26 protein-coding genes are annotated in these 25,434 nt (G+C 61.4%); 16 read left to right on the forward strand and 10 right to left on the reverse strand.

The window, feature by feature from the left end:
- Together BM267_RS08410 and BM267_RS16795 are read right to left on the reverse strand one after the other, a co-directional pair.
- Window positions 1-1,143, reverse strand: a complete 1,143-nt coding sequence (locus BM267_RS08410; protein WP_036993090.1) for an efflux RND transporter periplasmic adaptor subunit — start codon at window positions 1,141-1,143, stop codon at window positions 1-3.
- 13 nt (window positions 1,144-1,156) lie between these two features.
- Complete coding sequence (locus BM267_RS16795; protein ID WP_177173394.1) at window positions 1,157-1,303, reverse strand: hypothetical protein; 147 nt, start codon at window positions 1,301-1,303, stop codon at window positions 1,157-1,159.
- A gap of 48 nt (window positions 1,304-1,351) precedes the next feature.
- On the opposite strand from BM267_RS16795, the gene BM267_RS08415 reads away from it, so the two are divergent.
- Both BM267_RS08415 and BM267_RS08420 read left to right on the forward strand, forming a co-directional pair.
- Window positions 1,352-1,993 carry a TetR family transcriptional regulator gene (locus tag BM267_RS08415; protein ID WP_074779298.1) on the forward strand — a complete coding sequence of 214 codons (642 nt, stop codon included), beginning with the start codon at window positions 1,352-1,354 and terminating at the stop codon, window positions 1,991-1,993.
- An 82-nt stretch (window positions 1,994-2,075) separates the two neighbouring features.
- Entirely contained in the window at window positions 2,076-2,426 is a 351-nt protein-coding gene (locus tag BM267_RS08420; protein ID WP_036993094.1) for a Rieske (2Fe-2S) protein, read from the forward strand.
- Here the strand turns inward: BM267_RS08420 and sfsA are convergent.
- Window positions 2,399-3,127 (reverse strand): DNA/RNA nuclease SfsA, encoded by a 729-nt coding sequence (gene sfsA / locus BM267_RS08425; protein ID WP_074779733.1) that lies wholly within the window; start codon window positions 3,125-3,127, stop codon window positions 2,399-2,401. The genes BM267_RS08420 and sfsA overlap by 28 nt on opposite strands.
- Complete coding sequence (locus tag BM267_RS08430) at window positions 3,127-4,305, reverse strand: pyridoxal phosphate-dependent aminotransferase (RefSeq protein WP_036993096.1); 1,179 nt, start codon at window positions 4,303-4,305, stop codon at window positions 3,127-3,129. Before BM267_RS08430 ends, sfsA begins: the two co-directional genes overlap by 1 nt.
- A gap of 229 nt (window positions 4,306-4,534) precedes the next feature.
- Here BM267_RS08430 and dksA point away from each other — a divergent pair, with 229 nt between their 5' ends.
- The 11 genes from dksA to BM267_RS08480 all read left to right on the forward strand — a co-directional run bounded on the left by dksA (window position 4,535) and on the right by BM267_RS08480 (window position 18,407).
- The gene (gene dksA / locus BM267_RS08435; RefSeq protein ID WP_036993098.1) at window positions 4,535-4,978 is read left to right on the forward strand and encodes an RNA polymerase-binding protein DksA; all 444 of its coding nucleotides are present in this window, start codon (window positions 4,535-4,537) and stop codon (window positions 4,976-4,978) included.
- Between the two features lie 69 nt (window positions 4,979-5,047).
- On the forward strand, window positions 5,048-5,932 hold the full coding sequence (gene gluQRS, locus BM267_RS08440) for a tRNA glutamyl-Q(34) synthetase GluQRS (protein ID WP_074779300.1): 885 nt from the start codon (window positions 5,048-5,050) through the stop codon (window positions 5,930-5,932).
- 3 nt (window positions 5,933-5,935) lie between these two features.
- A complete protein-coding gene (locus BM267_RS16710) occupies window positions 5,936-6,112 on the forward strand; it encodes a hypothetical protein (RefSeq protein ID WP_036993100.1) in 177 nt (58 codons plus the stop codon).
- Window positions 6,102-9,032, forward strand: a complete 2,931-nt coding sequence (locus tag BM267_RS08445; protein ID WP_036993102.1) for a sensor histidine kinase — start codon at window positions 6,102-6,104, stop codon at window positions 9,030-9,032. The genes BM267_RS16710 and BM267_RS08445 overlap by 11 nt, the downstream gene beginning before the upstream one ends.
- Window positions 9,033-9,079: 47 nt before the next feature.
- Window positions 9,080-10,501, forward strand: a complete 1,422-nt coding sequence (locus tag BM267_RS08450) for a sigma-54-dependent transcriptional regulator (protein WP_036993103.1) — start codon at window positions 9,080-9,082, stop codon at window positions 10,499-10,501.
- A gap of 857 nt (window positions 10,502-11,358) precedes the next feature.
- Window positions 11,359-12,735 carry a polynucleotide adenylyltransferase PcnB gene (locus tag BM267_RS08455; RefSeq protein ID WP_036993104.1) on the forward strand — a complete coding sequence of 459 codons (1,377 nt, stop codon included), beginning with the start codon at window positions 11,359-11,361 and terminating at the stop codon, window positions 12,733-12,735.
- A complete protein-coding gene (gene folK / locus BM267_RS08460) occupies window positions 12,735-13,235 on the forward strand; it encodes a 2-amino-4-hydroxy-6-hydroxymethyldihydropteridine diphosphokinase (protein ID WP_036993106.1) in 501 nt (166 codons plus the stop codon). Before BM267_RS08455 ends, folK begins: the two co-directional genes overlap by 1 nt.
- A gap of 152 nt (window positions 13,236-13,387) precedes the next feature.
- The gene (panB, locus tag BM267_RS08465) at window positions 13,388-14,182 is read left to right on the forward strand and encodes a 3-methyl-2-oxobutanoate hydroxymethyltransferase (protein WP_036993107.1); all 795 of its coding nucleotides are present in this window, start codon (window positions 13,388-13,390) and stop codon (window positions 14,180-14,182) included.
- A gap of 4 nt (window positions 14,183-14,186) precedes the next feature.
- Window positions 14,187-15,038 (forward strand): pantoate--beta-alanine ligase, encoded by an 852-nt coding sequence (gene panC, locus BM267_RS08470; RefSeq protein ID WP_074779304.1) that lies wholly within the window; start codon window positions 14,187-14,189, stop codon window positions 15,036-15,038.
- A gap of 168 nt (window positions 15,039-15,206) precedes the next feature.
- Window positions 15,207-17,147 (forward strand): acetate--CoA ligase, encoded by a 1,941-nt coding sequence (acs, locus tag BM267_RS08475; RefSeq protein ID WP_036993110.1) that lies wholly within the window; start codon window positions 15,207-15,209, stop codon window positions 17,145-17,147.
- A gap of 78 nt (window positions 17,148-17,225) precedes the next feature.
- Window positions 17,226-18,407: an acetyl-CoA C-acetyltransferase gene (locus BM267_RS08480; protein WP_036993111.1), complete on the forward strand. Its 1,182-nt coding sequence runs from the start codon at window positions 17,226-17,228 to the stop codon at window positions 18,405-18,407.
- A 10-nt stretch (window positions 18,408-18,417) separates the two neighbouring features.
- On the opposite strand, the gene thpR is transcribed toward BM267_RS08480, so the two are convergent.
- Window positions 18,418-18,948, reverse strand: coding sequence for an RNA 2',3'-cyclic phosphodiesterase (gene thpR / locus BM267_RS08485; RefSeq protein WP_074779306.1), 531 nt, complete (start codon window positions 18,946-18,948; stop codon window positions 18,418-18,420).
- A gap of 42 nt (window positions 18,949-18,990) precedes the next feature.
- Here thpR and BM267_RS08490 point away from each other — a divergent pair, with 42 nt between their 5' ends.
- The gene (locus BM267_RS08490) at window positions 18,991-19,704 is read left to right on the forward strand and encodes a pseudouridine synthase (RefSeq protein ID WP_074779308.1); all 714 of its coding nucleotides are present in this window, start codon (window positions 18,991-18,993) and stop codon (window positions 19,702-19,704) included.
- 53 nt (window positions 19,705-19,757) lie between these two features.
- Window positions 19,758-20,327, forward strand: coding sequence for a hypothetical protein (locus tag BM267_RS08495; RefSeq protein ID WP_074779310.1), 570 nt, complete (start codon window positions 19,758-19,760; stop codon window positions 20,325-20,327).
- On the opposite strand, the gene BM267_RS08500 is transcribed toward BM267_RS08495, so the two are convergent.
- Window positions 20,328-20,693 (reverse strand): SpoIIAA family protein, encoded by a 366-nt coding sequence (locus tag BM267_RS08500; RefSeq protein ID WP_036993117.1) that lies wholly within the window; start codon window positions 20,691-20,693, stop codon window positions 20,328-20,330.
- A 133-nt stretch (window positions 20,694-20,826) separates the two neighbouring features.
- Here BM267_RS08500 and BM267_RS08505 point away from each other — a divergent pair, with 133 nt between their 5' ends.
- Window positions 20,827-21,300 (forward strand): hypothetical protein, encoded by a 474-nt coding sequence (locus BM267_RS08505; RefSeq protein ID WP_074779312.1) that lies wholly within the window; start codon window positions 20,827-20,829, stop codon window positions 21,298-21,300.
- A gap of 79 nt (window positions 21,301-21,379) precedes the next feature.
- On the opposite strand, the gene pnp is transcribed toward BM267_RS08505, so the two are convergent.
- The 4 genes from pnp to rbfA all read right to left on the reverse strand — a co-directional run bounded on the left by pnp (window position 21,380) and on the right by rbfA (window position 25,302).
- A complete protein-coding gene (gene pnp / locus BM267_RS08510; protein ID WP_036993119.1) occupies window positions 21,380-23,488 on the reverse strand; it encodes a polyribonucleotide nucleotidyltransferase in 2,109 nt (702 codons plus the stop codon).
- Between the two features lie 87 nt (window positions 23,489-23,575).
- Complete coding sequence (rpsO, locus tag BM267_RS08515; RefSeq protein ID WP_036993120.1) at window positions 23,576-23,845, reverse strand: 30S ribosomal protein S15; 270 nt, start codon at window positions 23,843-23,845, stop codon at window positions 23,576-23,578.
- 147 nt (window positions 23,846-23,992) lie between these two features.
- Window positions 23,993-24,913, reverse strand: a complete 921-nt coding sequence (gene truB / locus BM267_RS08520) for a tRNA pseudouridine(55) synthase TruB (RefSeq protein ID WP_074779314.1) — start codon at window positions 24,911-24,913, stop codon at window positions 23,993-23,995.
- Window positions 24,914-24,915: 2 nt separating this feature from the next.
- Window positions 24,916-25,302: a 30S ribosome-binding factor RbfA gene (rbfA, locus tag BM267_RS08525; RefSeq protein ID WP_036993123.1), complete on the reverse strand. Its 387-nt coding sequence runs from the start codon at window positions 25,300-25,302 to the stop codon at window positions 24,916-24,918.
- Between the last annotated feature and the right edge of the window lie 132 nt (window positions 25,303-25,434).

Raw genomic sequence — 25,434 nt, forward strand, 5'->3', positions numbered from 1 at the left:
TTATCCTTCCTGTTCGGCAGTATTGGCCGCACCGGCATTATCGACATTGGCCGCCGGTACCGGCTCAACCTGCATGCCCGGTTGCACCATGTGCAGTCCTTCGGTGATCAGCCGATCACCCACATTCAATCCATCGCTGACCAGCCAACGATTGCCGACGGTACGTTCGGTCTGGATGATGCGCTGCTCGACCTTGTTGTCATCCGTGACCAGCATCGCCACCGCTAGCCCGCGCGGGTTGCGGGTCACGCCCTGCTGCGGCGCCAGGATCGCGTCGCTGCGCGAGCCGGCAACCAGTTGCGCATGCACGAACATGCCGGGCAGCAGAATCCGGTCAGGGTTGGGGAATACGGCGCGCAGAGTCACCGAACCGGTGCTCGAATCAACGGACACCTCGGAGAACTCCAGGCGGCCTTCATGTTCGTACTCGGAACCGTCTTCCAGCTGCAGGGTAACCTTGGCGGCGTTGTCGCCGGCGCGCTGCAACCGACCGGCATCCAGATCCCGGCGCAATGCCAGCAGATCACGCGACGGCTGGGTCACGTCGACATAGATCGGGTCCAGTTGCTGGATGGTGGCCATCGCCTGTGCCTGGCCACTGCTCACCAGAGCGCCTTCGGTCACCGCAGACCGGCCGATGCGCCCGGAAATCGGCGCCAGCACGCGGGTGTAGCGCAAATCGATCTTGGCCCGCTCCAGCGCCGCCTCCGCTTGCAGCCGAGCCGCCCGCGCCTCGTCGTAGGCCTGCTGGCTGACCGCGCGATCCTTGACCAGAATCTCATAGCGGTCGGCCAGGGTGCCGGCGGACAACCGCGTGGCCTCGGCACTTTTCAGAGCAGCCTCGTAGACCGACGCATCGATCTGGTACAACTGCGCGCCGGCCTTGACCTCGGAGCCTTCTTCGAACAGACGCTTCTGGATGATGCCATTGACCTGGGGCCGCACTTCCGCCACCCGGAAGGCCTTGGTACGCCCCGGCAGCTCAGTGGTCAGCAGAAAGTCCTGCGCACTGATGGTAACCACGCCCACCTGGGGGATCTTGGGCGCCTGTGCGGTGGGTTCAGCCGAATCACCGCAGGCACTGAGCAGCGCCGTTACCGTGAACAAGGGGATCAGGGCAGCGCGAACTGACTTGACAGGCATGGGCGGGGCACCTCTACGGAACAATGGGATCAATAGAAAAGACGATGACTAAACAAGAAACCGACTCATTTGGATAACGCACAATAATACTTACATCCACGAATGTTTGTAAGTTGTTTTCACATTGGCTAACATCTTCGCGCTTGCCGGCTTTGCGCATCAGCGGACCTCCCTTGTCAAGCATATTTCCAGTTATTCAGAGGGCTAAATGGCCAGACGCACCAAGCAGGAAGCCCAGGAAACACGTACGCAGATCATCGATGCGGCAGAGCTGTGCTTCTTCAAAAAAGGGGTTTCGCACACCTCACTGGCCGAGATAGCCAAGACTGCCGGAGTGACCCGCGGCGCCATCTACTGGCACTTCGAAAACAAAGGCGAAGTGCTGGATGCACTGCTGCTGCGCGCAAAAACGCCCATCCAGCACCTGGATGAAGCCAGCCGGGCCGATGATGAACCCGATCCGCTGGGGCGTCTGCAGACCATGGTAGCGGAAGTGTTCCGCCAGGCCGAACGCGATCCTTCCACGCGACGCATCAACGAGATCATATTTCACAAGTGTGAATATACCGATCAAATGTGCGATCTGCGTGAACATATGCGCCAGCTGCGGTTGCAGTCCGACCTGAAACTGGAAACTGCGCTGCGCAATGCGATTTCGAAAGGACAGTTGCCGCCGCAGCTGGATGTACTTATCGCCGCCCGCTGCCTGCATGCCTTTGTCGCCGGCATGCTTGATCTCTGGCTATTGCGCCCAGAGGATTTTTCTTTGAGCGAGCGCGCCGACCAGCTTGCCAGCGCGGTCATCGACATGCTGAAAAACGGCACCGCTTTGTCGGCTGGGTCAGCATAACCAGTCGACTGAATCCGCTTGCGCCCTGCCCCCTCTGCGCGCCAGCATCAGCGGCGCCCGGAAAATGCGCCTGGAGATAAAGATGTCGAATCAGCCAACCGACAAACTGCCTGTTGCACTATGCCAACTGGATGACCTCGCCGACCCCGGCAGTCAGGGTTTCGTGGTGCAAGGGCGGCGCATCTTTGCGGTGCGTCAGGGGCAGCGGGTATTTGCTTATCTCAACAGTTGCCCCCACCGGGGCATTCCCCTCGAATGGGTGCCGGACCAGTTTCTCGACAGCTCCGGACGCCTGATCCAGTGCGCCAGCCATGGCGCGCTATTCCTGCCCGAGACCGGGGAATGCGTCGCCGGCCCCTGCAGCGGCGACCGTCTATTGCCTCTGCCCTGCCGCATCGAAGAGGGTCAGGTCTGGCTGCTCCCCTCACCCTGAAGCAGCACCGGTAACTGCCCGGCCACCTCCAGCCCCAGCGGCGTCGGTATTATCGACCAGGCCAGCACCTGCACTCCCGCCGCCACAGCTTCACGCAACAATTGCCCGTACACCGGATCGATGTGATCGGCAGGTCGCACGCAGGCGATACCGCTGTGCATGACACAGAACAGCAGACAGGCTCGCTGCCCCGCCTGCGCCAACTGCGTCAGCTCCCGCAGATGCTTCTGGCCGCGCAGGCTGACCGCATCCGGGAACGCACCCACCCCACCACCCAACGCCAGGGTCACACTCTTGACCTCCAGCACACAACTGCCCGTGGCGCCCTCGAGCAGAAAGTCGAAACGGCTGCCACCCGGCGTCAGGGTGACCTCACGGCGCGCCACCGGATAATCCGTCAACGGCGCAATCAACCCGGCCGTCAGCGCGGCGGCAATGACGCTGTTGGCGCGGGCGCTGTGAATGCAGGCCAGCTCACCAGGAAGGGTTTCCACCAGTTCCCAGGTGCCGGGCAGCTTGCGCCCCGGCCGCTGCTCCAGTTTGACCCAGACTCGGCTACCCGGCTCACCGCAGTTCTTCATCGAACCGGTGTTCGGGCAATGCAGTGTCAGTTCGCGCCCGTCAGCCAGGCGGATATCGGCAAGAAACCGCTTGTAGCGCTGCACCAGCGTGCCGGCGACCAGTGCCGGCTCGTAAGGAATCAGCATCCCGGCCAGCGGTCCAGACCGCGAGCGATACGCTCCACTGCCTGTTCGAGGCGCTCCAGGGAGTTGGCATAGGCAAATCGCACATGTTCAGTGGCGCGGTGGTGGCCGAAGTCCAGCCCCGGGGTGATCGCCACATGCTCGGTTTCGATCAGGTGCTGACACAACCGCTGGCTGTCGGTAGTGAACGCCGTGGCATCGGCATACAAATAGAACGCGCCATCAGGCGTATGCGGAATGCCGAAGCCCAGTTCACGCAGCGCCGGCAACAGAAAGTCCCGACGCCGGTGGAAAGCGTCGCGGCGCGCTTCACAGATGGCCAGGCTCTCCTCGCTGAAAGCAGCCAGCGCCGCCCGCTGCGACAGATGTGGGGCGCAGATGTAGAGATTCTGCGCCAGTTTTTCCAGCTCAGGTACTGCGGCCTCGGGCGCAATCAACCAACCCAGACGCCAACCGGTCATGCCGAAATATTTGGAAAAACTATTCAACACCCAGGCATCCGGGGCCACCTCCAGCACCGAAGTGGCATCGCAGCCATAGGTCAAACCATGGTAGATCTCGTCGACAATCAGTTGTCCGCCCAGCCGTCGGGTGGTATCGGCCAGTGCCGTGAGCTGTGCGCGGCTCAGCACGCTACCGGAGGGGTTGGCCGGCGAGGCGCAGAGTACGGCAGCGCTAGCACTATCCCAGTGCTGCTCGACCAGCTCTGGCGTCAGCTGATAGCCGCTCTGCGCATCCGCCGGGATCAATGTCGCCTGGCCTTCGACCAGCCGCAGGAAATGCCGGTTGCACGGGTAGGCCGGGTCAGCCATCAGCACCTTGCTACCGGGGTTCACCAGCAGGGCGCTGATCAGCAGCAAGGCCCCCGAGCCACCGGGGGTGATCACCACGCGGCGCGGGTCCAGATCGATACCGTAGCGCTGTTGATAGAAACCCGCTACGGCCTCGCGCAATGCCGGCAGTCCCAGCGCTGGCGTGTACTCGGTAAAGCCTGCCGCCAGTGCGGCCTGGCCGGCACGTATGATGGGGTCGGGCGTACCGAAATCCGGCTCGCCGATTTCCATGTGAATGACGTCGCGCCCCTGCGCTTCCAGTGCCTTGGCCCGCTCCAGCACGGCCATGACATGGAAGGGTTCGATCTCCCCGATCCGCTGTGCCCAACGCTGCCCCACCATGATTTCCTCCGCTGCCACCGCAGACAAAAAACCGCCATGATACCTGTGGCGACGGATGCTCGGCCAACCAATTCCCAGCTATGCTGTCGAAGTAGAAATATCTTAAGTTGGCAAAAAGTAGCTTCGCAGATCGGGTTCTGGTAGTTTTGCCCGCTTGCAGGCCACAGGCTGCACCCCCGCCGGTGTCGACCTGGCACAGGATGATTGAGCTAAAAGTGAGGCTGTTCTCATGCCCAGCAATACCAAAGAAAAGAATGCATTGTTGATTCGCGGCTTCGTTCCCTATAAGGAAGAGAAAGGCGAGGAGTATATGAACGAGCGTCAGCTCGAGCATTTCGCCAACATCCTCAATGGCTGGAAACGCGAACTGATGGAAGAAGTGGATCGCACCGTATCCTATATGCAGGACGAGGCAGCCAACTTCCCCGACCCGGCCGACCGGGCCAGTCAGGAAGAGGAATTCAGCCTGGAACTGCGTACCCGCGATCGCGAACGCAAGCTGATCAAGAAGATCGATCAGACTCTGCAGCGCATCGAGGATGAAGACTACGGCTTCTGCGATTCCTGCGGTGTCGAAATCGGCATCCGCCGCCTCGAAGCCCGTCCCACGGCCACCCTTTGCATCGATTGCAAAACGCTGGCCGAAATCAAGGAAAAGCAGATCGGCGGCTGACTGTCAGCGACCCGGTGGCAGACAGCACCTGTCTGCCACAGTCCGATTCACTCGCAAGGCCCTGTCGCCATGCTCTCCCCGTATGTCGGGCGTTTCGCCCCCACCCCCAGCGGTTACCTGCATTTCGGCTCGCTGTTGGCTGCGGTCGCCAGCTATCTGGACGCACGTCAGCATCAAGGCCAGTGGTTGGTCCGGATCGAGGATCTGGACACCCCGCGCAATCTGCCCGGCGCCAGCGAACATATCTTGCGCACCCTGGACGCTTACGGTCTGCACTGGGATGGCGAGATCATCTATCAGAGCGAGCGACTGCCGCTGTATCAGCAGGTAATTGATCACTGGCTGGAAACCGGCCAGGCTTATCACTGCGACTGTTCACGCCGGACCCTTCTCCAGCATGGCGGTGCCTACCCGGGAACCTGTCGTGAGCGTCACCTGCCCGCTGCGCCTGATCATGCGGTACGGGTGCGAGTCGCCGATCAGCCGGTGGTATTCCGGGACCGCCTGCAGGGAGAGTTTCAGCAAACCGCCGATGGGTTGTCCGGTGATTTCATCATTCGCCGGCGCGATGGCATCATTGCCTACCAGTTGGCGGTGGTGGTTGATGATATCGCCCATCGGGTGACTGATATCGTACGTGGCGCCGACCTGCTGGATTCCACGCCCCGCCAATTATGGCTATACCAATTGCTGCAGCAACCAGCGCCGCGCTATCTGCATGTGCCCCTGGTGATGCGCGAGGACGGCGAGAAACTCAGCAAACGACTGGGCTCGACTCCGCTGGAGCCCAGGCTGGCGACCGCCACTCTGCACCGGGCGCTCACGGTACTGGCCCAGGAGCCGCCGCCAGAACTGGCCGACGCCCCGGTCGATGAACAACTCGCCTGGGCTGTGGCACACTGGCAACCGCAGAGACTACCGGCAAAACGGCAGATCCCGGAGCCAAGGACATAAACCATGTACATCTACCGCCTGGTATTGCTGCTGGTCATCGGCATCTACCTGTTCTCACCAGCCATCATGGACTGGTGGATCGAGCCTATGGGCGCCTGGTATCGCCCCTACGTCCTATGGCTCATTCTGATCATCGCCGGCATGCTGTTGCAGAGCCCAAGGGATACCGATGAGCTTTGAACTCAGCCTGCTGATCCTGCTCAGCGTCGCCTACCTGGTCATCCTGTTCAGCGTGGCCTGGGCCACCGAACGGGGATTGCTGCCAAGCGCCGTGGTCCGCCATCCAGCGATTTACACCCTGTCCATCGGTGTATACGCCAGCGCCTGGGCGTTCTACGGTACCGTTGGCCTGGCCTATCAGTACGGCTACGGTTTCCTCACCTATTATCTGGGTATCTGCGGCGCCTTCCTGCTGGCGCCGGTGCTGCTCAACCCGATTCTGCGTATTACCCGCACCTACCAGCTGTCATCCCTCGCCGACCTGTTCGCCTTCCGCTTTCGCAGCACCTGGGCCGGCACCCTGACCACCATCTTCATGCTGTTGAGCATGCTGCCGCTACTGGCGCTGCAGATCCAGGCCGTCACCGACTCGGTGCAGATCCTAACCCACGATCCGCGCCAGCGGCCGGTGGCGCTGGGCTTCTGTCTGCTGATCGTACTGTTCGCCATCCTGTTCGGCGCCCGGCATATCTCGGCCCGGGAGAAACACGAAGGGCTGGTGATCGCCATCGCCTTCGAGTCGCTGGTCAAGCTGCTGTGTCTGTCCGCGGTCGGCCTGTACGCGCTGTTCGTGGTGTTCGAGGGCCCTTCCGGCCTGGAGCTGTGGCTGAGCCACAACCAGGAAGCACTGAAAACCCTGCACAGCCCGCTGCAGGAAGGCCCCTGGCGCACCCTGCTGCTGGTGTTCTTCGCCGCGGCCATCGTCATGCCGCATATGTACCACATGGCCTTCACCGAGAACCTCAACCCCCGTGCCCTTAGCGCGGCCAGCTGGGGATTGCCGCTGTTCCTGCTGCTGATGAGCCTGGCCATCCCGCCCATTCTCTGGGCCGGCCTGTACCTGCAGGTGCCCACCAGCGCCGAGTACTACACCCTCGGCCTGGGCGTCGCCGCTGGCGCCGACTGGCTGACCCTGGTCGCCTTCATCGGCGGGATCTCTGCCGCCAGCGGGCTGATCATCGTGGTTACCCTGGCGCTGTCCGGCATGGTGCTCAACCATCTGGTACTGCCGGTATACCAGCCAAGCGCCGATAACAACGTCAATATCTACCGCTGGTTGTTATGGACTCGGCGCAGCCTGATCGCCGCCATTATCATGGCCAGCTATGGCTTCTACCACCTGCTGGACTCGGACCAGCCGCTGACCAACCTGGGCATCACTTCCTTCGTCGCCACCGTGCAATTTCTGCCCGGTGCGCTTTCGGTGCTGTACTGGCCGCAGGCCAACCATCGCGGCTTCATCTGTGGTTTGATCGCCGGCATGAGCATCTGGGCCTGCACCATGCTGCTGGTCATGGTCACCGGTATCGACACGCTGCACATTCTGGGTCTGCAGGTGACCCTGGATTCGGAGTCCTGGCATATCGCCGCGATCGCCTCGCTGACCGCCAATATTGTGGTATTCACCCTGGTCTCGCTGTTCACCCGGCGCTCGCCCGATGAGGTCAGTGCCGCTGAAGCCTGCCTGGTCGATAACGTCAGGCGCCCCCAGCGCATGGAACTGATTGCCAGGTCGCCCCAGGAATTCGCCCAGCAGATGGCCAAGCCGCTGGGTAACAAGGCCGCCCAGCAGGAAGTCGAGCAGGCTCTGCGCGATCTCAAACTGCCCTTCGATGAGCGCCGCCCCTACGCCCTGCGCCGCCTGCGTGACCGCCTGGAGGCCAACCTGTCAGGCCTGATGGGCCCGGCAGTGGCGCAGGAGATGATCGAGACCTTCCTGCCATTCAAGCTGGCGCGCAACGGCTACGTCACCGAAGACATCCACTTCATCGAAAACCGCCTGGAGGATTACCACTCGCGGCTGACCGGACTGGCCGCGGAACTGGATGCCCTGCGCCGCTACCATCGCCAGACCCTGCAGGATCTGCCCATGGGCGTATGCTCGCTGGCCGAGGACAATGAAGTATTGATGTGGAACCGGGCATTGCAGACACTCACCGGCATCAATGCCGAGAGCGTGATCGGCTCGCGCCTGGAGAACCTGCCGGCGCCCTGGAATGAACTGCTGGAGCGCTTTGTCAGCGATGAATCGGCGCACCTGCACAAGCAGAAGCTGGTCAACCGTGGTCAGACCCAGTGGCTTAACCTGCACAAGGCAGCGATTGACGAACCCGGTAATGCTCGCGGCGGCCTGGTCTTGCTGATCGAGGACCAGACCGAAACCCAGATGCTCGAGGAAGAGCTGATCCACTCCGAGCGCCTGGCCTCAATCGGCCGTCTGGCCGCTGGGGTGGCCCATGAAATCGGCAATCCAATCACCGGCATCGCCTGCCTGGCGCAAAACCTGCGCGAAGAGTCTGCCCAGGCCGAAACCCTGGAAGCAGCTGAGCAGATCATCGAGCAGACCCGCCGGGTATCGCGCATCGTGCAGTCCATGGTCAATTTCGCCCATGTCGGCAGCCGGCACAACAATGCCAACGATGAAGTCGATCTGGTCGCCTGCACCAACGAGGCCATTCACCTCCTGTCACTGAACCGCAAGGGCCCCGAGGTCAATTATGTTAACCTGTGCGATACCGCTCACCGGGTAGCCGGTGATAGCCAGCGTCTGGTACAGGTTCTGATCAACCTGCTAGGCAATGCCCGCGATGCCAGCCGCAGCGGTGACAGCGTCACCATCCACACCGCCGCGGATGAACACCAGATATTGCTGATGGTTGAGGACCAGGGCAGCGGCATCGAACATGAGCTCAAGGATCGGTTGTTCGAACCCTTTTTCACGACCAAGGAGCCAGGTGCAGGTACCGGACTCGGACTGGCGCTGGTGTACTCAATCATCGAAGAGCATTATGGTCAGATTACGGTAGACAGCCCCATCGATGATGTAACTCAGCGGGGAACCCGGTTCACCATTACGTTACCCCGCTATGGCGTCTTTTAGTTACGGCAGCGCCTGACTTCGTCGGACGCTGTCGCATAGAGGTAGATATGTCGCATATTCTGGTTGTTGAAGACGAACCCATCATTCGCACCGCACTGCGGCGGCTGCTGGAACGCCACCAATACCAGGTCAGTGAGGCTGGCGCTGTACATGAAGCCGTCGAGAACCACAATCTGGACGACTTCGCGCTGATCATCAGCGACCTGCGTCTGCCTGGCGAGCCCGGCACAGAACTGATTCGTCGCGCTCCCAATACCCCCGTATTGATCATGACCAGCTACGCCAGTCTGCGCTCGGCGGTGGACTCGATGAAACTCGGCGCCGTAGACTACATTGCCAAGCCCTTCGATCATGAAGAGATGTTGCAGGCCGTGGCCCGCATCATCGAAGCCAGCCAGCAATCGCGCGCCGCAGCGGGTGTCGCTGATCCGGCGCCAGCCGCCGATACCGCCAGCGACAACACCGATGATACCCAGTCCATGGGCATCATCGGCGCCAGCCCGGCGATGCTCACCCTGTTCAAGCGTATCCGCAAGGTCGCCCCGACCATGTCCACGGTGCTGATCCAGGGTGAATCCGGTACAGGCAAGGAACTGGTCGCCCGCGCCCTGCATGAAAACTCACCGCGCGCCCGCGCCCCGATGATCTCGGTCAACTGCGCGGCGATCCCCGAGACCCTGATCGAATCCGAACTGTTCGGCCATGAAAAAGGTGCCTTCACCGGCGCAGTGGCCGGGCGTACCGGGCTGGTCGAAGCGGCGGATGGCGGCACCCTGTTTCTCGACGAAATCGGCGAACTGCCGCTGGAAGCCCAGGCCCGCCTGTTGCGGGTACTGCAGGAGAGCGAAATTCGCCGGGTCGGTTCCGTACAGTCGCAGAAGGTCGATGTGCGCCTGGTCGCGGCCACCCACCGTGACCTCAAGACCCTGGCCCGCCAGGGCCTGTTCCGTGAAGACCTGTACTACCGCCTGAACGTCATCGAGCTGCGCCTGCCACCGCTGCGGGAGCGTGGTGACGATGTCATGCTGATCGCCGAGGCGTTACTCGCCCGGATCGGTCGCAACATGGGCACGCCCGCCCTGCATTTCAGCAAGGAGGCGACCAACTCCATCCGCCATTATCAGTGGCCCGGCAACGTGCGCGAACTGGAAAATGCCATCGAGCGGGCAGCCATTCTCTGCGACGAAGACGAGATTTCCACTGACTTGCTGGGCATCGAGCCAGACCTCGAACAGGAACGCACCTCCCAGGCCACCAGCGCCCTGGAATCCATGCGCTCACCCAGCTCACAGAGCACCGAGCCGGCTGAAGACCTGTCGCTGGAGGATTATTTCCAGCATTTCGTGCTTGAGCATCAAGAGCACATGACCGAGACCGAACTGGCCAATAAGCTGGGCATCAGTCGCAAATGCCTGTGGGAACGGCGTCAGCGCCTGGGAATCCCACGCAAGAAAACCGCCAATTCCTGAATTTGCGACGGCCCTCCTCCATATGGAGGATTCCCCAACAGCTTGGCCAGTGCAAAGTGTTACCTGTTACCTTCGAGAAACTGTTACCCCTCACCCGCAAGGGGTAACACTTTAACGGGACATAAGGTAACGAATCCCTCCCCCACTCCCGCCTCACTTTTCACTGAAAACGCTAACCATCTGTTTTTAAAGACATTTAAAAACATGGCACGGCAAATGCTTTATTACAGACACAACAAGAATAAAAACCAGGCAAGACCCCATAACAAAAACAAGATTCAGCTCCACACCTAACAAAAACAAAACGTGCGAGTGTAGCAAACTGATTTTTTTGGAGAATAGGAAGCACCGCTGGCGAACGTAATGTTCGATTGGAAACCGAGAAGAATAAAAGTTGCCTGAGCAACCGACCGGTACCGATGCCAAGCTTGGCCAAAGCAGCTTCCCGAGCATCCAAAGCAATCCGCTTGCTTTAGGCAACCCGGGATGGGTTTAAACGGGGTGACACTGTCGCCCAGCCCAAAAAAACAAGAAACAGCTCAAATAACAACAACAAAAAACCATTAGGGGGAGTGAATACTCCCCTTGAGCTTTCCCGCAATACTCCCAGCAGTATCTTCCCGCATCGCTTCCCTACAATTTCCCCGCTATTCAAGCTAGAATGGATGTCTGTTGATACAGGCAACACTGTATTCGAAACCGACCTTACGTCTATCCAGTGCCTTGCCCATGACATTCATGTTGACTTCGGGCTTTTTGAAGCCTCTGTAAAATGTAGCTGCCAGGGACATCCAGCGCCGCCGTTTTTCACAGGATTCGAGGTCTGGGTTGGAGACGCCGGTGGACTACCCACTCATATGATTCGCAAGCTACTGAAAAAGATACCCTCTCCCTTCGGGCGACCCGCCCATAGGCGTACCACGCCCGCTATTATTCCGCCCAGCCAGCACGCGTTGCAGCGCCGTCAGATCAGCCGCAACGCGGTGACGGTGGTCGAGCGCCTGCAGCAAGCCGGCTACCAGGCCTTTGCAGTGGGCGGTTGCGTTCGCGATCTGCTGCTGGAAATGGACCCCAAGGATTACGACGTCGCCACCAGCGCCACGCCAGAGCAGGTCCGTGCCACCTTCCGCAATTGCCGACTGATCGGCCGGCGATTCAAGCTCGCCCACGTCTACTTTGGTCGCGAGATCATCGAGGTGGCAACCTTCCGCGCCGGCCATGCCGATGACGACGAAGGCGACCTGGGACGCGAGCAGTCGCTGCAGAGCGAATCGGGTCGGTTGTTGCGGGACAACGTCTACGGCACCCTGGAGCAGGATGCCCAGCGCCGTGATTTCACCATCAACGCCCTGTATTACGATGTCTGTACCGGCAATATCCATGATTACGCCAATGGGCTGCAGGACATTCGCAATGCCCGGGTACGCTTGATCGGCGATCCGGTGCAGCGTTATCAGGAAGACCCGGTGCGCATGCTGCGCGCGGTGCGCTTCGCCGCCAAGCTGGATTTCGAGATCGAGCCACACAGCGCCGCACCCATCGCCGAGCTGGCCGAGCTGCTGTATGACATTCCCGCGGCGCGGTTGTTCGACGAGGTGCTCAAGCTGCTGCTCAACGGCCAGGGCGAACGCACCTTCGATCTGCTGCTGGAGTACGACCTGTTCGCGCCGCTGTTCCCGGACACTGACGACGCCATCGAAGATAACCCCGGCTATACCCTCAAGCTGGTTCGCCAGGCCCTGCGCAACACCGATGACCGTATTCACCAGGGGCGCCCGGTCACGCCGGCGTTCCTGTTTGCCGCGCTGCTCTGGCCGGCATTACCCCAGCGTACCCGCGAGCTGGAGGAACAGGGTATTCCGTTGATTCCTGCCCAGCAGCAGGCGACCCACGAGCTGCTGGCCGAACAGTGCCGTCACACTGCCATTCCCAAGCGTTTCAGCATTCCGCTGCGGGAGATCTGGGATATGCAGCCACGGCTGGAGCGGCGCAACGGCCGCCGCGCCGACCAGATGCTGGAGCACCCGCGTTTTCGGGCCGCCTACGACTTCCTGCTGCTGCGTGAAGAGGCCGGCGAGGATACTGGCGGCCTGGGCCAGTGGTGGACCCGCTATCAGGATGTAGGTGCGGATGAACGGCGCCGCATGATCCAGCAATTGAGCAGCCGTGATCCGGCCGGCAAGCGTGGCCGCCCCCGGCGCAAGCGCAAGCCCCAGGGCGGGTCAGACAATTGATGCAACGCTGTTTCATCGCCCTGGGCAGCAACCAGGCTGATCCCGCCGCGCAGGTCACCCACGCCTTCACCGAGCTGGAGAGGTTGCCGCAGTCGCACTTGCAGGCGTGCTCCTCGTTATACCGCAGCGCCCCCCTGGGGCCACAGGATCAACCGGCCTTCGTTAATGCCGTGGCCATGCTCGACACCAGCCTGGAGCCGGAGATGCTGCTGGATGCCCTGCAGGATATCGAGCACCGTCGAGGCCGGGTACGCAAAGCCGAACGCTGGGGACCGCGCATTCTGGATCTTGATCTACTGCTATACGGCGACCGGATAATCGACACGCCGCGCCTGCAGGTGCCGCATTATCATATGCATGCCCGTTCCTTTGTGCTGTATCCGCTGGCAGAATTGGCAGCGGATCTGACCCTGCCCGATGGCACATCGCTACAACAGCTGCTGGCGGCCTGTCCGCCGACGGACCTGGAACGCCTGCCGGGCAACGCTGCACAAGGTTGAGATATGTATTTTCTGGAGCATCATCGTTCAAGTCAGGAAGACTATACTGCTGAGGCTGTTATCAACCTGAGCAATCGGAGCGACAGACAGTCCGCCTGCCTGCCGATCACAGCCATGTTGCCTCTTGCGAGGCCGAACTACTGGAATCTGCCATGCCTGACATTACCCTGACCACGCTGAACAAGCTCAAGCAGAACGGCGAGAAATTTGCCTGCCTGACAGCGTATGACGCCACCTTCGCCCATCTGGAAAGTACCGCTGGGGTGGAAGTGCTGTTGATTGGTGACTCCCTGGGAATGGTTCTTCAGGGACACGACAGCACCCTGCCGGTGACTGTCGAGGAGATGGCCTACCACACCGCATCCGTCAAGCGCGGCAATCGTGGCGCCCTGATCATGGCTGACCTGCCGTTCATGTCCTACGCCACCCTGGAGCAGGCCATGGCCAACAGCGCGCGGTTGATGCAAGCCGGAGCGCACATTCTCAAGCTGGAAGGCGCCGGCTGGCTGGCGGATATCACCACCACCCTCACCCGTAATGGGATTCCGGTTTGCGTGCATATGGGCCTGACCCCACAGACCGTCAACGTACTGGGTGGCTATAAGGTACAGGGCCGCCAGCAGGACCAGGCCGAAGCCATGCTTCAGGATGCCATTGCCCTGGAGGCAGCCGGCGCCGCCATGCTGCTGCTCGAATGTGTACCCAGCGAGCTCGCCAATGCCATTACCCGTGCCGTGAGCATTCCGGTCATCGGCATTGGCGCCGGCAGCGGCACCGATGGTCAGGTGCTGGTGGTGCACGACATGCTCGGCCTGTCGATCAGCGGTCGCCTGCCGCGCTTCGTGAAGAACTTCATGGCTGGCCAGGCAGATATCGCCTCGGCCATCACCGCGTATGTCAGCGCGGTGAAAGCTGCCGAATTCCCCGCGGCCGAGCACGAGTTCTGACACCATGAACACATTGCATTCCATTGCCCAGCTGCGCGCTGCCCTGGCGCGCGCGCGCCAGGAGAACAAACGCATCGGCCTGGTACCGACCATGGGCAATCTGCATGACGGGCACATTGCCCTGGTGGCGAAAGCTCTGCAGCGTACCGACTATGTGGTGGTAAGCATCTTCGTCAACCCGCTGCAATTCGGCGCCAACGAAGATCTGGACAGCTATCCACGCACCCTGGCGGAAGACCAGCGCAAACTGCTGGACGCCGGCGCCCATCTGATCTTCGCCCCGAATGTCAGCGAAATTTATCCCGAAGGGATGGATGGACACACCCTGATCAGCGTGCCCGTCGTCTCCGAAGGCTTGTGCGGCGCCAGCCGTCCTGGCCATTTCAACGGGGTATCGACGGTGGTGGGCAAACTGCTGAATATCGTCCAGCCGGACCTGGCCGTCTTCGGTGAGAAGGATTTCCAGCAGCTGGCGGTAATCCGCAAGATGGCCCACGACCTGTGCCTGCCGGTGCAGATCATGGGCGCGCCTATCGTACGTGCCGAGGATGGCCTGGCACTGTCGTCGCGCAATGGTTATCTGGGCGAGGAGCAGCGCCGCATCGCACCGCGCCTGTATCAGACCCTGCAGCAGATACAGCAGCAGCTGGAAAGCGGGCGCCGCGATTTCCCGGCCATCATCGAAGAAGCGCGCCTCGCGCTGATCGAGGCCGGCTTCCAGCCTGATTACCTGGACCTGCGCGAGGCCGAAACCCTGCAACCGGTCACCTCAGCAAGCCAGGATATCGTCATCCTCGCTGCCGCCTTCCTTGGTGCCACTCGCCTGATCGACAACCTCCGCGTCAGCCTCGCCTGACGCTTCCCCCAGCCGGTCCCTAGCCGATTGGTGTCTGTCCGACATAGACCAAAGAAGGGTTGAATTGCCCTTCGTTCTGATCAACGCTTGACACAAACAGAACAAGTAGAAACCGCGTGCTCGCGCGCGGTATTTCTAAAGTCGACAATAACAACAGAGGACCACGCCATGTACAAGACTGAGCAACATCAGGTTTCTGAGGCCGCCCGGCGCAATACCCATCTTGATGCCGACGGCTACGAACGACTCTATCGCCAGTCCATCGAGCAGCCGGATACTTTCTGGGCCGAGCAAGCCAATCGCTTCGTCGAGTGGATGCAGCCCTGGAGCAAGGTTCAGGAAAGCAACATGGCGCGCGGCGAGGCGGCGTGGTTCATCGATGGCAAATTGAATGTCAGCGCCAATTGCATCGACCGGCATCTGGCCAAGCGTGGCGACCAGACCGCGATCATCTGGGAAGGCGATGATCCGGGCCAGGACCGGCGCATCAGCTACCGCGAGCTGCACGAACAAGTCTGCCGCCTGGCCAACGTCCTGAAAGCGCGCGGCGTGAAGAAAGGCGACCGCGTCTGCCTGTACATGCCGATGATTCCCGAAGCCGCTTTCGCCATGCTGGCCTGCGCCCGCATCGGCGCGGTGCATTCGGTGGTATTCGGTGGCTTTTCGCCCGATGCCCTGCGCGACCGCATTCTCAATGCCGACTGCCGGGTGGTCATCACCGCCGATGAAGGCGTACGCGGCGGCAAGAACGTGGCGCTGAAAAAGAACGTCGAAAAGGCCCTGAACGACTGCCCCGACGTACATACCGTGGTTACCGTCAAGCGCACCGGCGCGGATATCGCCTGGCATGAACACCGTGACGTCTGGTATCACGAGGCTTGCGCCGCAGTCAGCGCCGACTGCGAGCCGGAGCCCATGGACAGTGAGGACCCGCTGTTCATTCTCTACACCTCCGGCTCCACCGGCAAACCCAAGGGCGTACTGCATACCACTGGCGGTTATCTGCTCAGCGCCGCGCTGACCCACCATTATGTGTTCGATTATCACGACGGCGAGGTCTACTGGTGTACTGCCGACGTCGGTTGGGTAACCGGTCACTCCTACATCGTCTATGGCCCGCTGTGCAACGGCGCGACCACGCTGATGTTCGAAGGCGTGCCGACCTATCCGGACGCCTCGCGCTGCTGGCAGGTTATCGACAAGCACCAGGTGAATGTCTTCTATACCGCGCCCACTGCCATCCGCGCGCTGATGGCCCTGGGTAACGAGCCGGTAAAATCCTCGTCCCGGGCCAGCCTGCGACTGCTTGGCAGCGTCGGCGAACCGATCAACCCGGAGGCCTGGGAATGGTACTACCATGTCGTCGGCGATAGCCGCTGCCCGGTCGTCGATACCTGGTGGCAGACCGAGACCGGCTCGATCATGATCGCCCCCCTTCCCGGCGCCACCAACCTCAAGCCAGGTTCGGCCACCCGCCCGTTCTTCGGCGTCGAACCGGCGCTGTTCGACAATGACGGCAACGAAGTGCATGGTGTCGGCGATGGCAATCTGGTGATCAAGCGCTCCTGGCCCAGCCAGATTCGCACCGTCTACGGCGATCATCAGCGCCTGATTGATACCTACTTCAGTACCTACAAAGGTGTCTACTTTACCGGCGACGGCGCACGCCGCGATGAGGACGGGTATTACTGGATCACCGGCCGGGTGGATGATGTATTGAATATCTCCGGCCACCGTATCGGCACCGCCGAGGTGGAAAGTGCGCTGGTGCTGCATGATGCTGTCGCCGAAGCGGCAGTGGTCGGCTGCCCCCATGACATCAAAGGCCAAGCCATCTATGCCTACGTCATGCCGATGCGTGGTGTAACGCCGTCTGACGAGCTGCTGGTCGAGCTCAAGGCCTATGTCAGCGAGCAGGTTGGCGCCTTCGCCAGACCAGACTTCATCCAGTGGACGCCGGGATTGCCGAAGACGCGCTCGGGCAAGATCATGCGCCGGATTCTGCGCAAGATCGCCTGTGACGAGCTGGACACCCTGGGCGACACCTCAACCCTTGCCGATCCAGCGGTGGTCGAGGAGCTGATAGAGCACCGTCTGAACCGAGCCTAGCGGCACAATGGCGGTTGTTGAATGTGGCGCGGACCTCTATTCTTCCCGCTGTTCCAGATAAAAGCTGAGGAAGTAAGCATGCAAGAGGTCGTGATTGTTGCAGCCACCCGAACCGCCATTGGCAGTTTCGGTGGCCAGTTTGCCAATGTGCCTGCTCATCAGCTCGGCGCGACGGTTATTCGCGCCCTGCTCGAGCAGACCGGTGTCGACCCGGCCAGCATCGATGAAGTGATTCTGGGCCAGGTACTGACCGCCGGCTGCGGCCAGAACCCCGCTCGCCAGGCCGCTGTGCACGCCGGACTACCGCACAGCGTGCCCGCGCTGAACATCAACAAGGTCTGCGGCTCCGGACTCAAGGCGGTCCATCTGGCAGCCCAGGCCATCCGCTGTGGCGATGCCGATATCATGATCGCCGGCGGTCAGGAGTCCATGAGCCGCTCGCCGCACCTCTTGCCGACGTCCCGCACCGGGCAGCGCATGGGCGACAGCAAGCTGATCGACAGCATGATTCATGATGGCCTGTGGGATGCCTTCAATGACTATCACATGGGCATTACGGCGGAGAATCTGGCCGAGCGCTACGATCTCAGCCGCCAGCAGCAGGATGCCTTCGCCCTCGCTTCGCAGCAGAAAGCCGTAGCAGCGCAGGCCGCCGGCCGCTTCGAGACGGAAATTACCCCCGTTGTCATTCCCCAGCGCAAGGGCGATCCACTAACCATCAGCCAGGACGAGCAGCCCCGGGCCTCCACCACCCTGGAATCCCTGGGCAAGCTGCGCCCGGCCTTCAAGAACGATGGCACCGTCACCGCTGGCAACGCCTCCAGCCTGAACGACGGCGCGGCAGCGGTCATGTTGATGAGCGCGGACAAGGCCCACGAGCTGGGCTTGCCGGTACTGGCACGGATCACCGCCTATGCCAGCTCCGGCGTGGACCCGGCGGTCATGGGCATCGGTCCGGTCAGCGCGACCCAACGCTGCCTGAGCAAGGCCGGCTGGAAGGTCGAGGAACTGGACTTGATCGAAGCCAACGAAGCTTTCGCCGCCCAGGCGCTGGCCGTCGCCAGCGAGCTGCGCTGGGATCTGGACAAGGTCAACGTCAATGGTGGCGCCATCGCCTTGGGACACCCCATTGGCGGGTCGGGCTGTCGGGTCCTGGTGACCTTGCTGCATGAGATGCAGCGCCGCGATGCACGCAAGGGCCTGGCCACGCTGTGCATCGGTGGTGGTCAGGGTGTTGCCCTGGCACTCGCGCGCGACTGATGCGGGCAGCTCAGACCAGCTGGAAACGTTCGAGCACCTCGTAGCGCACGCCCTGCTCTGCGCCACCGCTGAGAAACAGGCAAATGTGGTCTACCGTAAAAGCCGGTAGCGACAAGCTCGCATGCCGCTGCAGGAGCGCCTGCAGCGGTAGACCTTGCCGGACCCGCGCCAGGGTGATGTGCGGCGTATAGGGCCTTTCGTCCAGCCGCAGCCCGAGCGGCAGCAGTCGCGCTTCCACGCGCTGCTGCAATCGGTACAACGGCGGAGACTCGGCCACCCCAGCCCAGAATATCCGTGGCCGCTCAGGACTGCCGAAGTAGCCCACTCCTTGCACTGCCAGCTCGAATGACGGGCCGGGCACGCCTGCCAGCACCTGTGCAATATTGCGGGCAGCCTCTTGCTCCACCGGGCCGATGAAGCTCAAAGTCAGATGCAGATGCTCCGGCTCATGCCAGCGCGCCGCGGGATGCGCCTCCCGCACCTCGGCCAGCGCCTGCCTGACCGCTTCCGGCAATTCGATGCCAACAAAGAGCCGCAACATGAACACCTCATGACAAACCGTCGATAGGCTTATAATAGCCCGATGCGACTCGATCGATTCCTAGCCCTGCATACCCAACACAGCCAGCAGACTGCCCGACTGCTGATTGCCGCTGGCCGGGTGTCAGTCAATGAACGGATCGTGCGGGATGGACAACAGCGCATCGACCGCTTTACCAGGGTGCAGCTGGATGACGCTGTGCTGCAACAGCACAACGCGCTGTATTTGATGCTCTACAAGCCAGGCGGCTATCTCAGCGCCACCTGCGACCCGGTTCATCCCACCGTGATGGAGCTGCTTGCGGAGCCGCTGCGCCAGCAGTTGCATCTGGCCGGGCGACTGGACCGCAGCACCACCGGCCTGCTGATTCTCACCAATGACGGCCTCTGGTCCCGCCGCCTGACCGAGCCCGGCCGGCGCATCCCCAAGGTGTATCTGGTGGGCACTGCCGAGCCGATCGCCGCGCATGCCGCTGAATGTTTTGCACAGGGCATTCATCTGGCCCGCGAGGGTGTTGATACCTCCCCTGCGCAGTTGCAATTGCTCGCTCCCTGCCAGGCCCGACTGACCATCCATGAGGGCCGTCACCATCAGGTGAAGCGCATGTTTCACGCCGTGGGTAATCGGGTGACGTCATTGCATCGCGAAAGCATGGGCATCATCGAACTTGACCCGGCGCTGCGTCCCGGCCAGTACCGATTACTGACCCCCGAGGAGATCGCCAGCGTACCCACCGCCGGCAGCCGCTTGGTTTAGCCGCGGCTGGATTGCTATTCTGTGGGGACACAGGCAATCCGCAGGTCAAGCTCATGCATACCATCATTGCGGGACGATATGAACTCCAGGACCAGGCAGATGCCGCTGTGGCGGCGCTACAGCAGGCCGGCTTCCAGCGGGACGCGTTGGCGGCCTTCTATCTCAACCCCAACGGCCAGCATGCCATCTACCCCATTGGCGGAGATGATGAAAGCTCACCCGGTGCCCGCCACTCCGGTACCGGGGCTGCGAAGGCTGGCGCCGTCGGCGCAGTGGTCGGCGCGGCTGCCGGTGCGGCAACGGCCCCCGTCATCGGTCCGGTCGGCATCGCTATCGGCGCCGGCATCGGCGCTTATACCGGCTCACTGATCGGGGCAGTCAGCAGCACCGACCAGGAGTCGGATGTGGATGAACAGACCGGCCAACCCGCCGAGGTACAGCCCAAGGTCACCGAACGGGAACCGGGCGTGCTGGTGGCGGTGCGGGTCGATGACCACTCACGGCAACAGGCAATAGATACTTTCAGAGCCACCGGCGCAGAGGACATCGAACACGCCCAGGGCGAATTGCGCGATGGCCAATGGAAGGACTTCGACCCCCATGCTGTAGTGCAGTGTGTATGACTAGCCAACCAGCCAGGCCAATGCATCAGCTTCCCGCTCGGGCCGGAAGGATCTGACTTCCAGCCCCGGAATGATGGCGCCTTCGATCTCTCCCATCTTCCTGATCCAGTCCTTGCTGCTGATGACCGCACATCGATCGAACTGTCGTGTCAGCCGAAACAGCTCCGGCAGGTTCGACAGCTCCACACCAATCGCGCCTGCAGTAGGCATTTGCAGCTCACCGATACGCATCAGCAACTGGCCATGCTGAATGCCCTGCGCCTGGGTGAAGAGCGCGCGCAAGCCACTGCGCATGCCATCGCTGTCAACTCGCCCGGCGATATCCATCTCCAGCCGGTCATTGCCGATACGCATTACCTGAAACATGGGTATCTCCTCTGCCTGCCCGTGTGCCCATCAGTATAGACAACTCATCGATCCCGGCTGCTGATGATCAAACATGGAATCTTTTTGCCCGCGTCCGGCGTCCATTGCTAAGACAGAGATGCGGAGGTGAATGATGAGTGATGATCAACACGAACCCGACGAGCAGGCGCTGACCGACGCCGCCAGACGACAGGCGGAAGAGGACAACCGCGAGGCCCCCGATGACCGGCCCATGGGCCCAATTGGCAATACTCCTTCCCGCGCCGAGTCCGTGGAGCGGGCTGGCGAAGCCGGGTTGACCGAAGCGTCCATGCCAGGCCAGGGCCCGACCGCTGACGAGGCCACCCCGGAAACGCTCAATCCTGATGATGGCTCTCGCTCGGCCGAGGAAGCGGGAACGGCCGCCACACCTGCCGACACCGAACTCACCGATGTCGGCAAGGCTGGCGCAGGTGGCCGCTACGGCCTGGATGAAGCGGAACTGGGCCGGGCCAAGCCGCTGGACGGCAAGCCCTGGGATGGTGATCCCAACGAGCCTCTGGAGCCGGAAACCGCTACCGACCGCAACCTCACGGCCGATCCCAACAGCGAGCCCGATCGGACCTGAGCAACTGCGGCGCATAAAAAAACCCCGGCTCAAGGCCGGGGTTCTTCATTGCACCGCCGCAAGGACGGTACGACAGGACTCAGACGCCGCTGTTTTCAGCCGCCTCGACATCCTTCATGGACAGCTTGATCCGGCCGCGGTTGTCCACGTCCAGTACCAGTACCTTCACTTCCTGACCTTCCTGCAGTACGTCGGTAACCTTCTCGATACGCTGATTGGCGATCTGCGAGATGTGTACCAGGCCGTCCTTGCCGGGCAGGATGCTGACGAAGGCACCGAAATCAACGATGCGCTCGACCTTGCCAGTGTAGACCTTGCCGATTTCCGCCTCAGCAGTAATACCGTCAACCCGTGCCTTGGCAGCATTGGCGGCATCTTTGCTGGCAGCGAAGATCTTCACGGTACCGTCATCGGTGATGTCGATGGAGGCGCCGGTTTCTTCGCAGATACCGCGGATGGTTGCGCCACCCTTGCCGATCACGTCACGGATCTTGTCGGAATCGATCTTCATGCTGATCATGGTCGGCGCGTTGGCGGACAGTTCCTTGCGCGAGGCCGGCAGCACCTGGTTCATCTGACCGAGGATATTCAGACGAGCATCGTGAGCCTGGTGCAGAGCCAGTTCCATGATCTCTTCGGTGATGCCCTTGATCTTGATGTCCATCTGCAGCGCGGTAACACCCTTCTCGGTACCGGCAACCTTGAAGTCCATGTCGCCCAGGTGATCTTCGTCACCCAGGATGTCGGTCAGGACGGCAAACTTGTCGCCTTCCTTGACCAGACCCATGGCGATACCGGCAACCGGCGCCTTCAGCGGCACACCGGCATCCATCAGCGCCAGGGACGCACCACAGACCGAAGCCATGGAGCTGGAACCATTGGATTCAGTGATTTCCGAGACCACACGGATGCTGTAGGGGAACTGATCCATATCGGGCATGACCGCCTGAATACCACGGCGGGCCAGACGACCGTGGCCGATTTCACGGCGGCCGGTGCCACCCATGCGACCACACTCACCTACCGAATAGGGAGGGAAGTTGTAGTGGAACATGAAGGGGTCTTTCTTCTCGCCTTCCAGGGTGTCCAGCAGCTGCGCGTCACGGGCGGTACCCAGCGTGGTCACGACCAGCGCCTGGGTTTCGCCACGGGTGAACAGCGAGGAGCCGTGGGTGCGATCCAGCACGCCGACTTCGATGTTCAGCGGGCGCACGGTCTTGGTGTCGCGACCGTCGATGCGCGGATTGCCGTTGACGATGCTCTCACGCACGGTGCGGTATTCGATCTCACCGAAAGCGTCCTTCACTTCAGCAGCGGCAGGCTTGCCCTCTTCGTCACCAGCCAGGGCCGCGATAGCCGCATCACGCAGCTCGCCCAGGCGGGTGTAGCGCGATTGCTTGTGGGTGATGGTGTAGGCTTCGCTGATACCAGCGCCGAACTGGGACTTGATGGCGTCCAGCAGCACGGTGTTTTCCGGAGCAGGCTGCCAGTCCCAAGCCGGCTTGCCAGCTTCAGCAGCCAATTCCTTGATGGCCTCGATGGCCGGCTGGAATTCCATGTGGGCAAACAGGACCGCGCCCAGCATCTGGTCTTCAGTCAGTTCCTGCGCTTCGGACTCAACCATCAGCACGGCGTCTTCGGTACCGGCAACCACCATGTCCAGGCGCGAGGTCTTCAGTTGCTCGTAGGTCGGGTTCAGCACGTAGCCTTGCACGTCATCGAAACCAACCCGGGCACCGGCGATCGGGCCGTCGAACGGAATACCGGAAATGGCCAGCGCCGCGGAGGTACCGATCATCGCCGCAACATCCGGATCGGTGGTCTTGTCGGTGGACACCACGGTGCAGACGACCTGAACTTCGTTCATGAAGCCTTCGGCAAACAGCGGGCGGATCGGGCGGTCGATCAGACGGGAGGTGAGGGTCTCCTTCTCGGTGGGACGGCCTTCACGCTTGAAGAAGCCGCCGGGAATACGGCCCGCGGCATAGGTCTTCTCGATATAGTGCACAGACAGAGGGAAGAAGTCGCGGCCGGCGTCGGCGTTTTTTGCGCCCACCACGGTGACCAGAACGCTGACTGCATCATCAATGCTGACCAGAACCGCACCGGAAGCCTGGCGCGCGATGCGGCCGGTTTCCAGGGTAACGGTGTTGTTGCCCAATTTGAACTGTTTGATAACCGGTTTCACGGTGTCTTCTCTCTCTGTTTTTTGCCTTGGGGGAAACTCTGGGCACAGCCGGGTTTCGGACCCGGCCATGTCCAAACGGGGCTGGTCTTAGCGACGCAGACCCAGACTGCTGATCAAGCTGCTGTAGCGGCCGAGATCCTTGGACTTCAGGTAATCCAGCAGCTTACGACGCTGGTTGACCATGCGGATCAGGCCACGACGGGAGTGGTGGTCCTTCTTGTTGTCCTTGAAGTGACCCTGCAGCTTGTTGATGTTAGCAGTCAACAGAGCTACTTGGACTTCAGGAGAACCGGTATCACCTTCACCGCGGGCATACTCGGATACGATTGCAGCTTTTTCTTCAACGCTCAGTGCCATGACAGCTTTTCCTCTGAGGTAACAGGCCGGAACCGGGGTTCCGTGTTTTGAATCGAGCAATGACCGTGCCTGTTGACAGCCACCCTCGTTGCGACCCTCATGGGTCAACTTCCAAGCGGGCGTGATACATCACGCCCGCAAAATCATTCAACCATTGAAACGCATCAGACGCTTGGGTGCTACCCGTGCATCATCAGTCATCTCACCGATACCGATGAACCGGCCTTCGTGGTCGCGCAGCCGGACCATACCGAACGCCGGACTGCCGGGAACCCGCACCGCCTGACCATGATTGAGGTAGAAGGCGGTCTGCTCGGTAAGACTCACCACCGGCCAGTCCTCCAGCCCGCTGTCGATCGGCAGCAACAACTGATCCAGCGCCCCGGCACCGCCCTCGGCATGCATCGCCTCGAGGGTCTCCAGCGTGACCGCCTGACTCAGGTCAAACGGGCCAGCACCGATGCGGCGCAGTTCAGACACATGCGCGCCGCAACCCAGTGCGGCGCCCAGATCCTCGACCAGGGTGCGAATATAGGTACCCTTGCTGCAGTGTACTTCCAGCCGCAGCCGATCACCCTCCAGCCCCAGCAATTCAAGTCGGCTTATGGTAACAGATCGCGCCTTGCGCTCCACCGTTTCCCCGGCCCGGGCCAGCTTGTACAGCGGCTGACCTTCATGCTTGAGTGCCGAATACATGGGCGGGATCTGCTCGATCTCCCCGGTGAAGCGTGGCAGCAGAGCTTCTACCTCAGCCAGGGTGACCTGACAAGGCCTCATCTCCAGCACATCACCCTCGGCATCGCCGGTGGTGGTGGTCATCCCCAGCCGCGCTTCGGTGACGTACACCTTGTCCGCGTCGAGCAGATACTGGGAGAACTTGGTCGCCTCACCCAGGCACAGGGGCAACACGCCGCTGGCCAGGGGGTCGAGACTGCCGGTATGGCCGCCCTTGCTGGCATTGAACAGCCAACGCACCTTCTGCAATGCGGCGTTGGAGGTCATGCCCAGCGGCTTGTCGAAAATCAGTACGCCGTCGATATCACGGCGCTTGCTACGTGGTGCCGACACGTCTACTCCTCACCATCCTCGGAACGCTGACGATCCTGCGCTACGGCGCGCTCGATGAGAGAAGACAAATGCACCCCGCGGCGCACACTCTCATCGTAATGGAAATGCAGCTGCGGAATGCTGCGCAACTTCATCACCCGCCCGAGATGCACTCGCAGGAAGCCCGCAGCATCCTTCAATGCCGCCAGATTGAGCGCGATATCTTCATCACTGGCGTCGCCCATCAGGGTGATGAAGATCTTGGCGTGAGCCAGATCGCGACTGACTTCGGCAGCAGTGACGGTGATCATGCCGACCCGCGGGTCACGCACCTCACGCTGGATCAACACAGCCAGCTCGCGCTGCATCTGATCGGCGACCCGCTGGGTACGACTATATTCTTTGGCCATATATACCTCTGGCTGCACGCTACCAGCTGTTGGCTGCAAGCGCATAGCTGTTCGCTTGCGGCGATATGTTCATGCCTGGCTGGACAGACGACAAACGGCCCTTTCGGACCGCTTGTCACTACCGCCTGGCGC

It is taken from the genome of Halopseudomonas bauzanensis (assembly GCF_900114735.1).
Classification (GTDB): Bacteria; Pseudomonadota; Gammaproteobacteria; order Pseudomonadales; family Pseudomonadaceae; genus Halopseudomonas; species Halopseudomonas bauzanensis.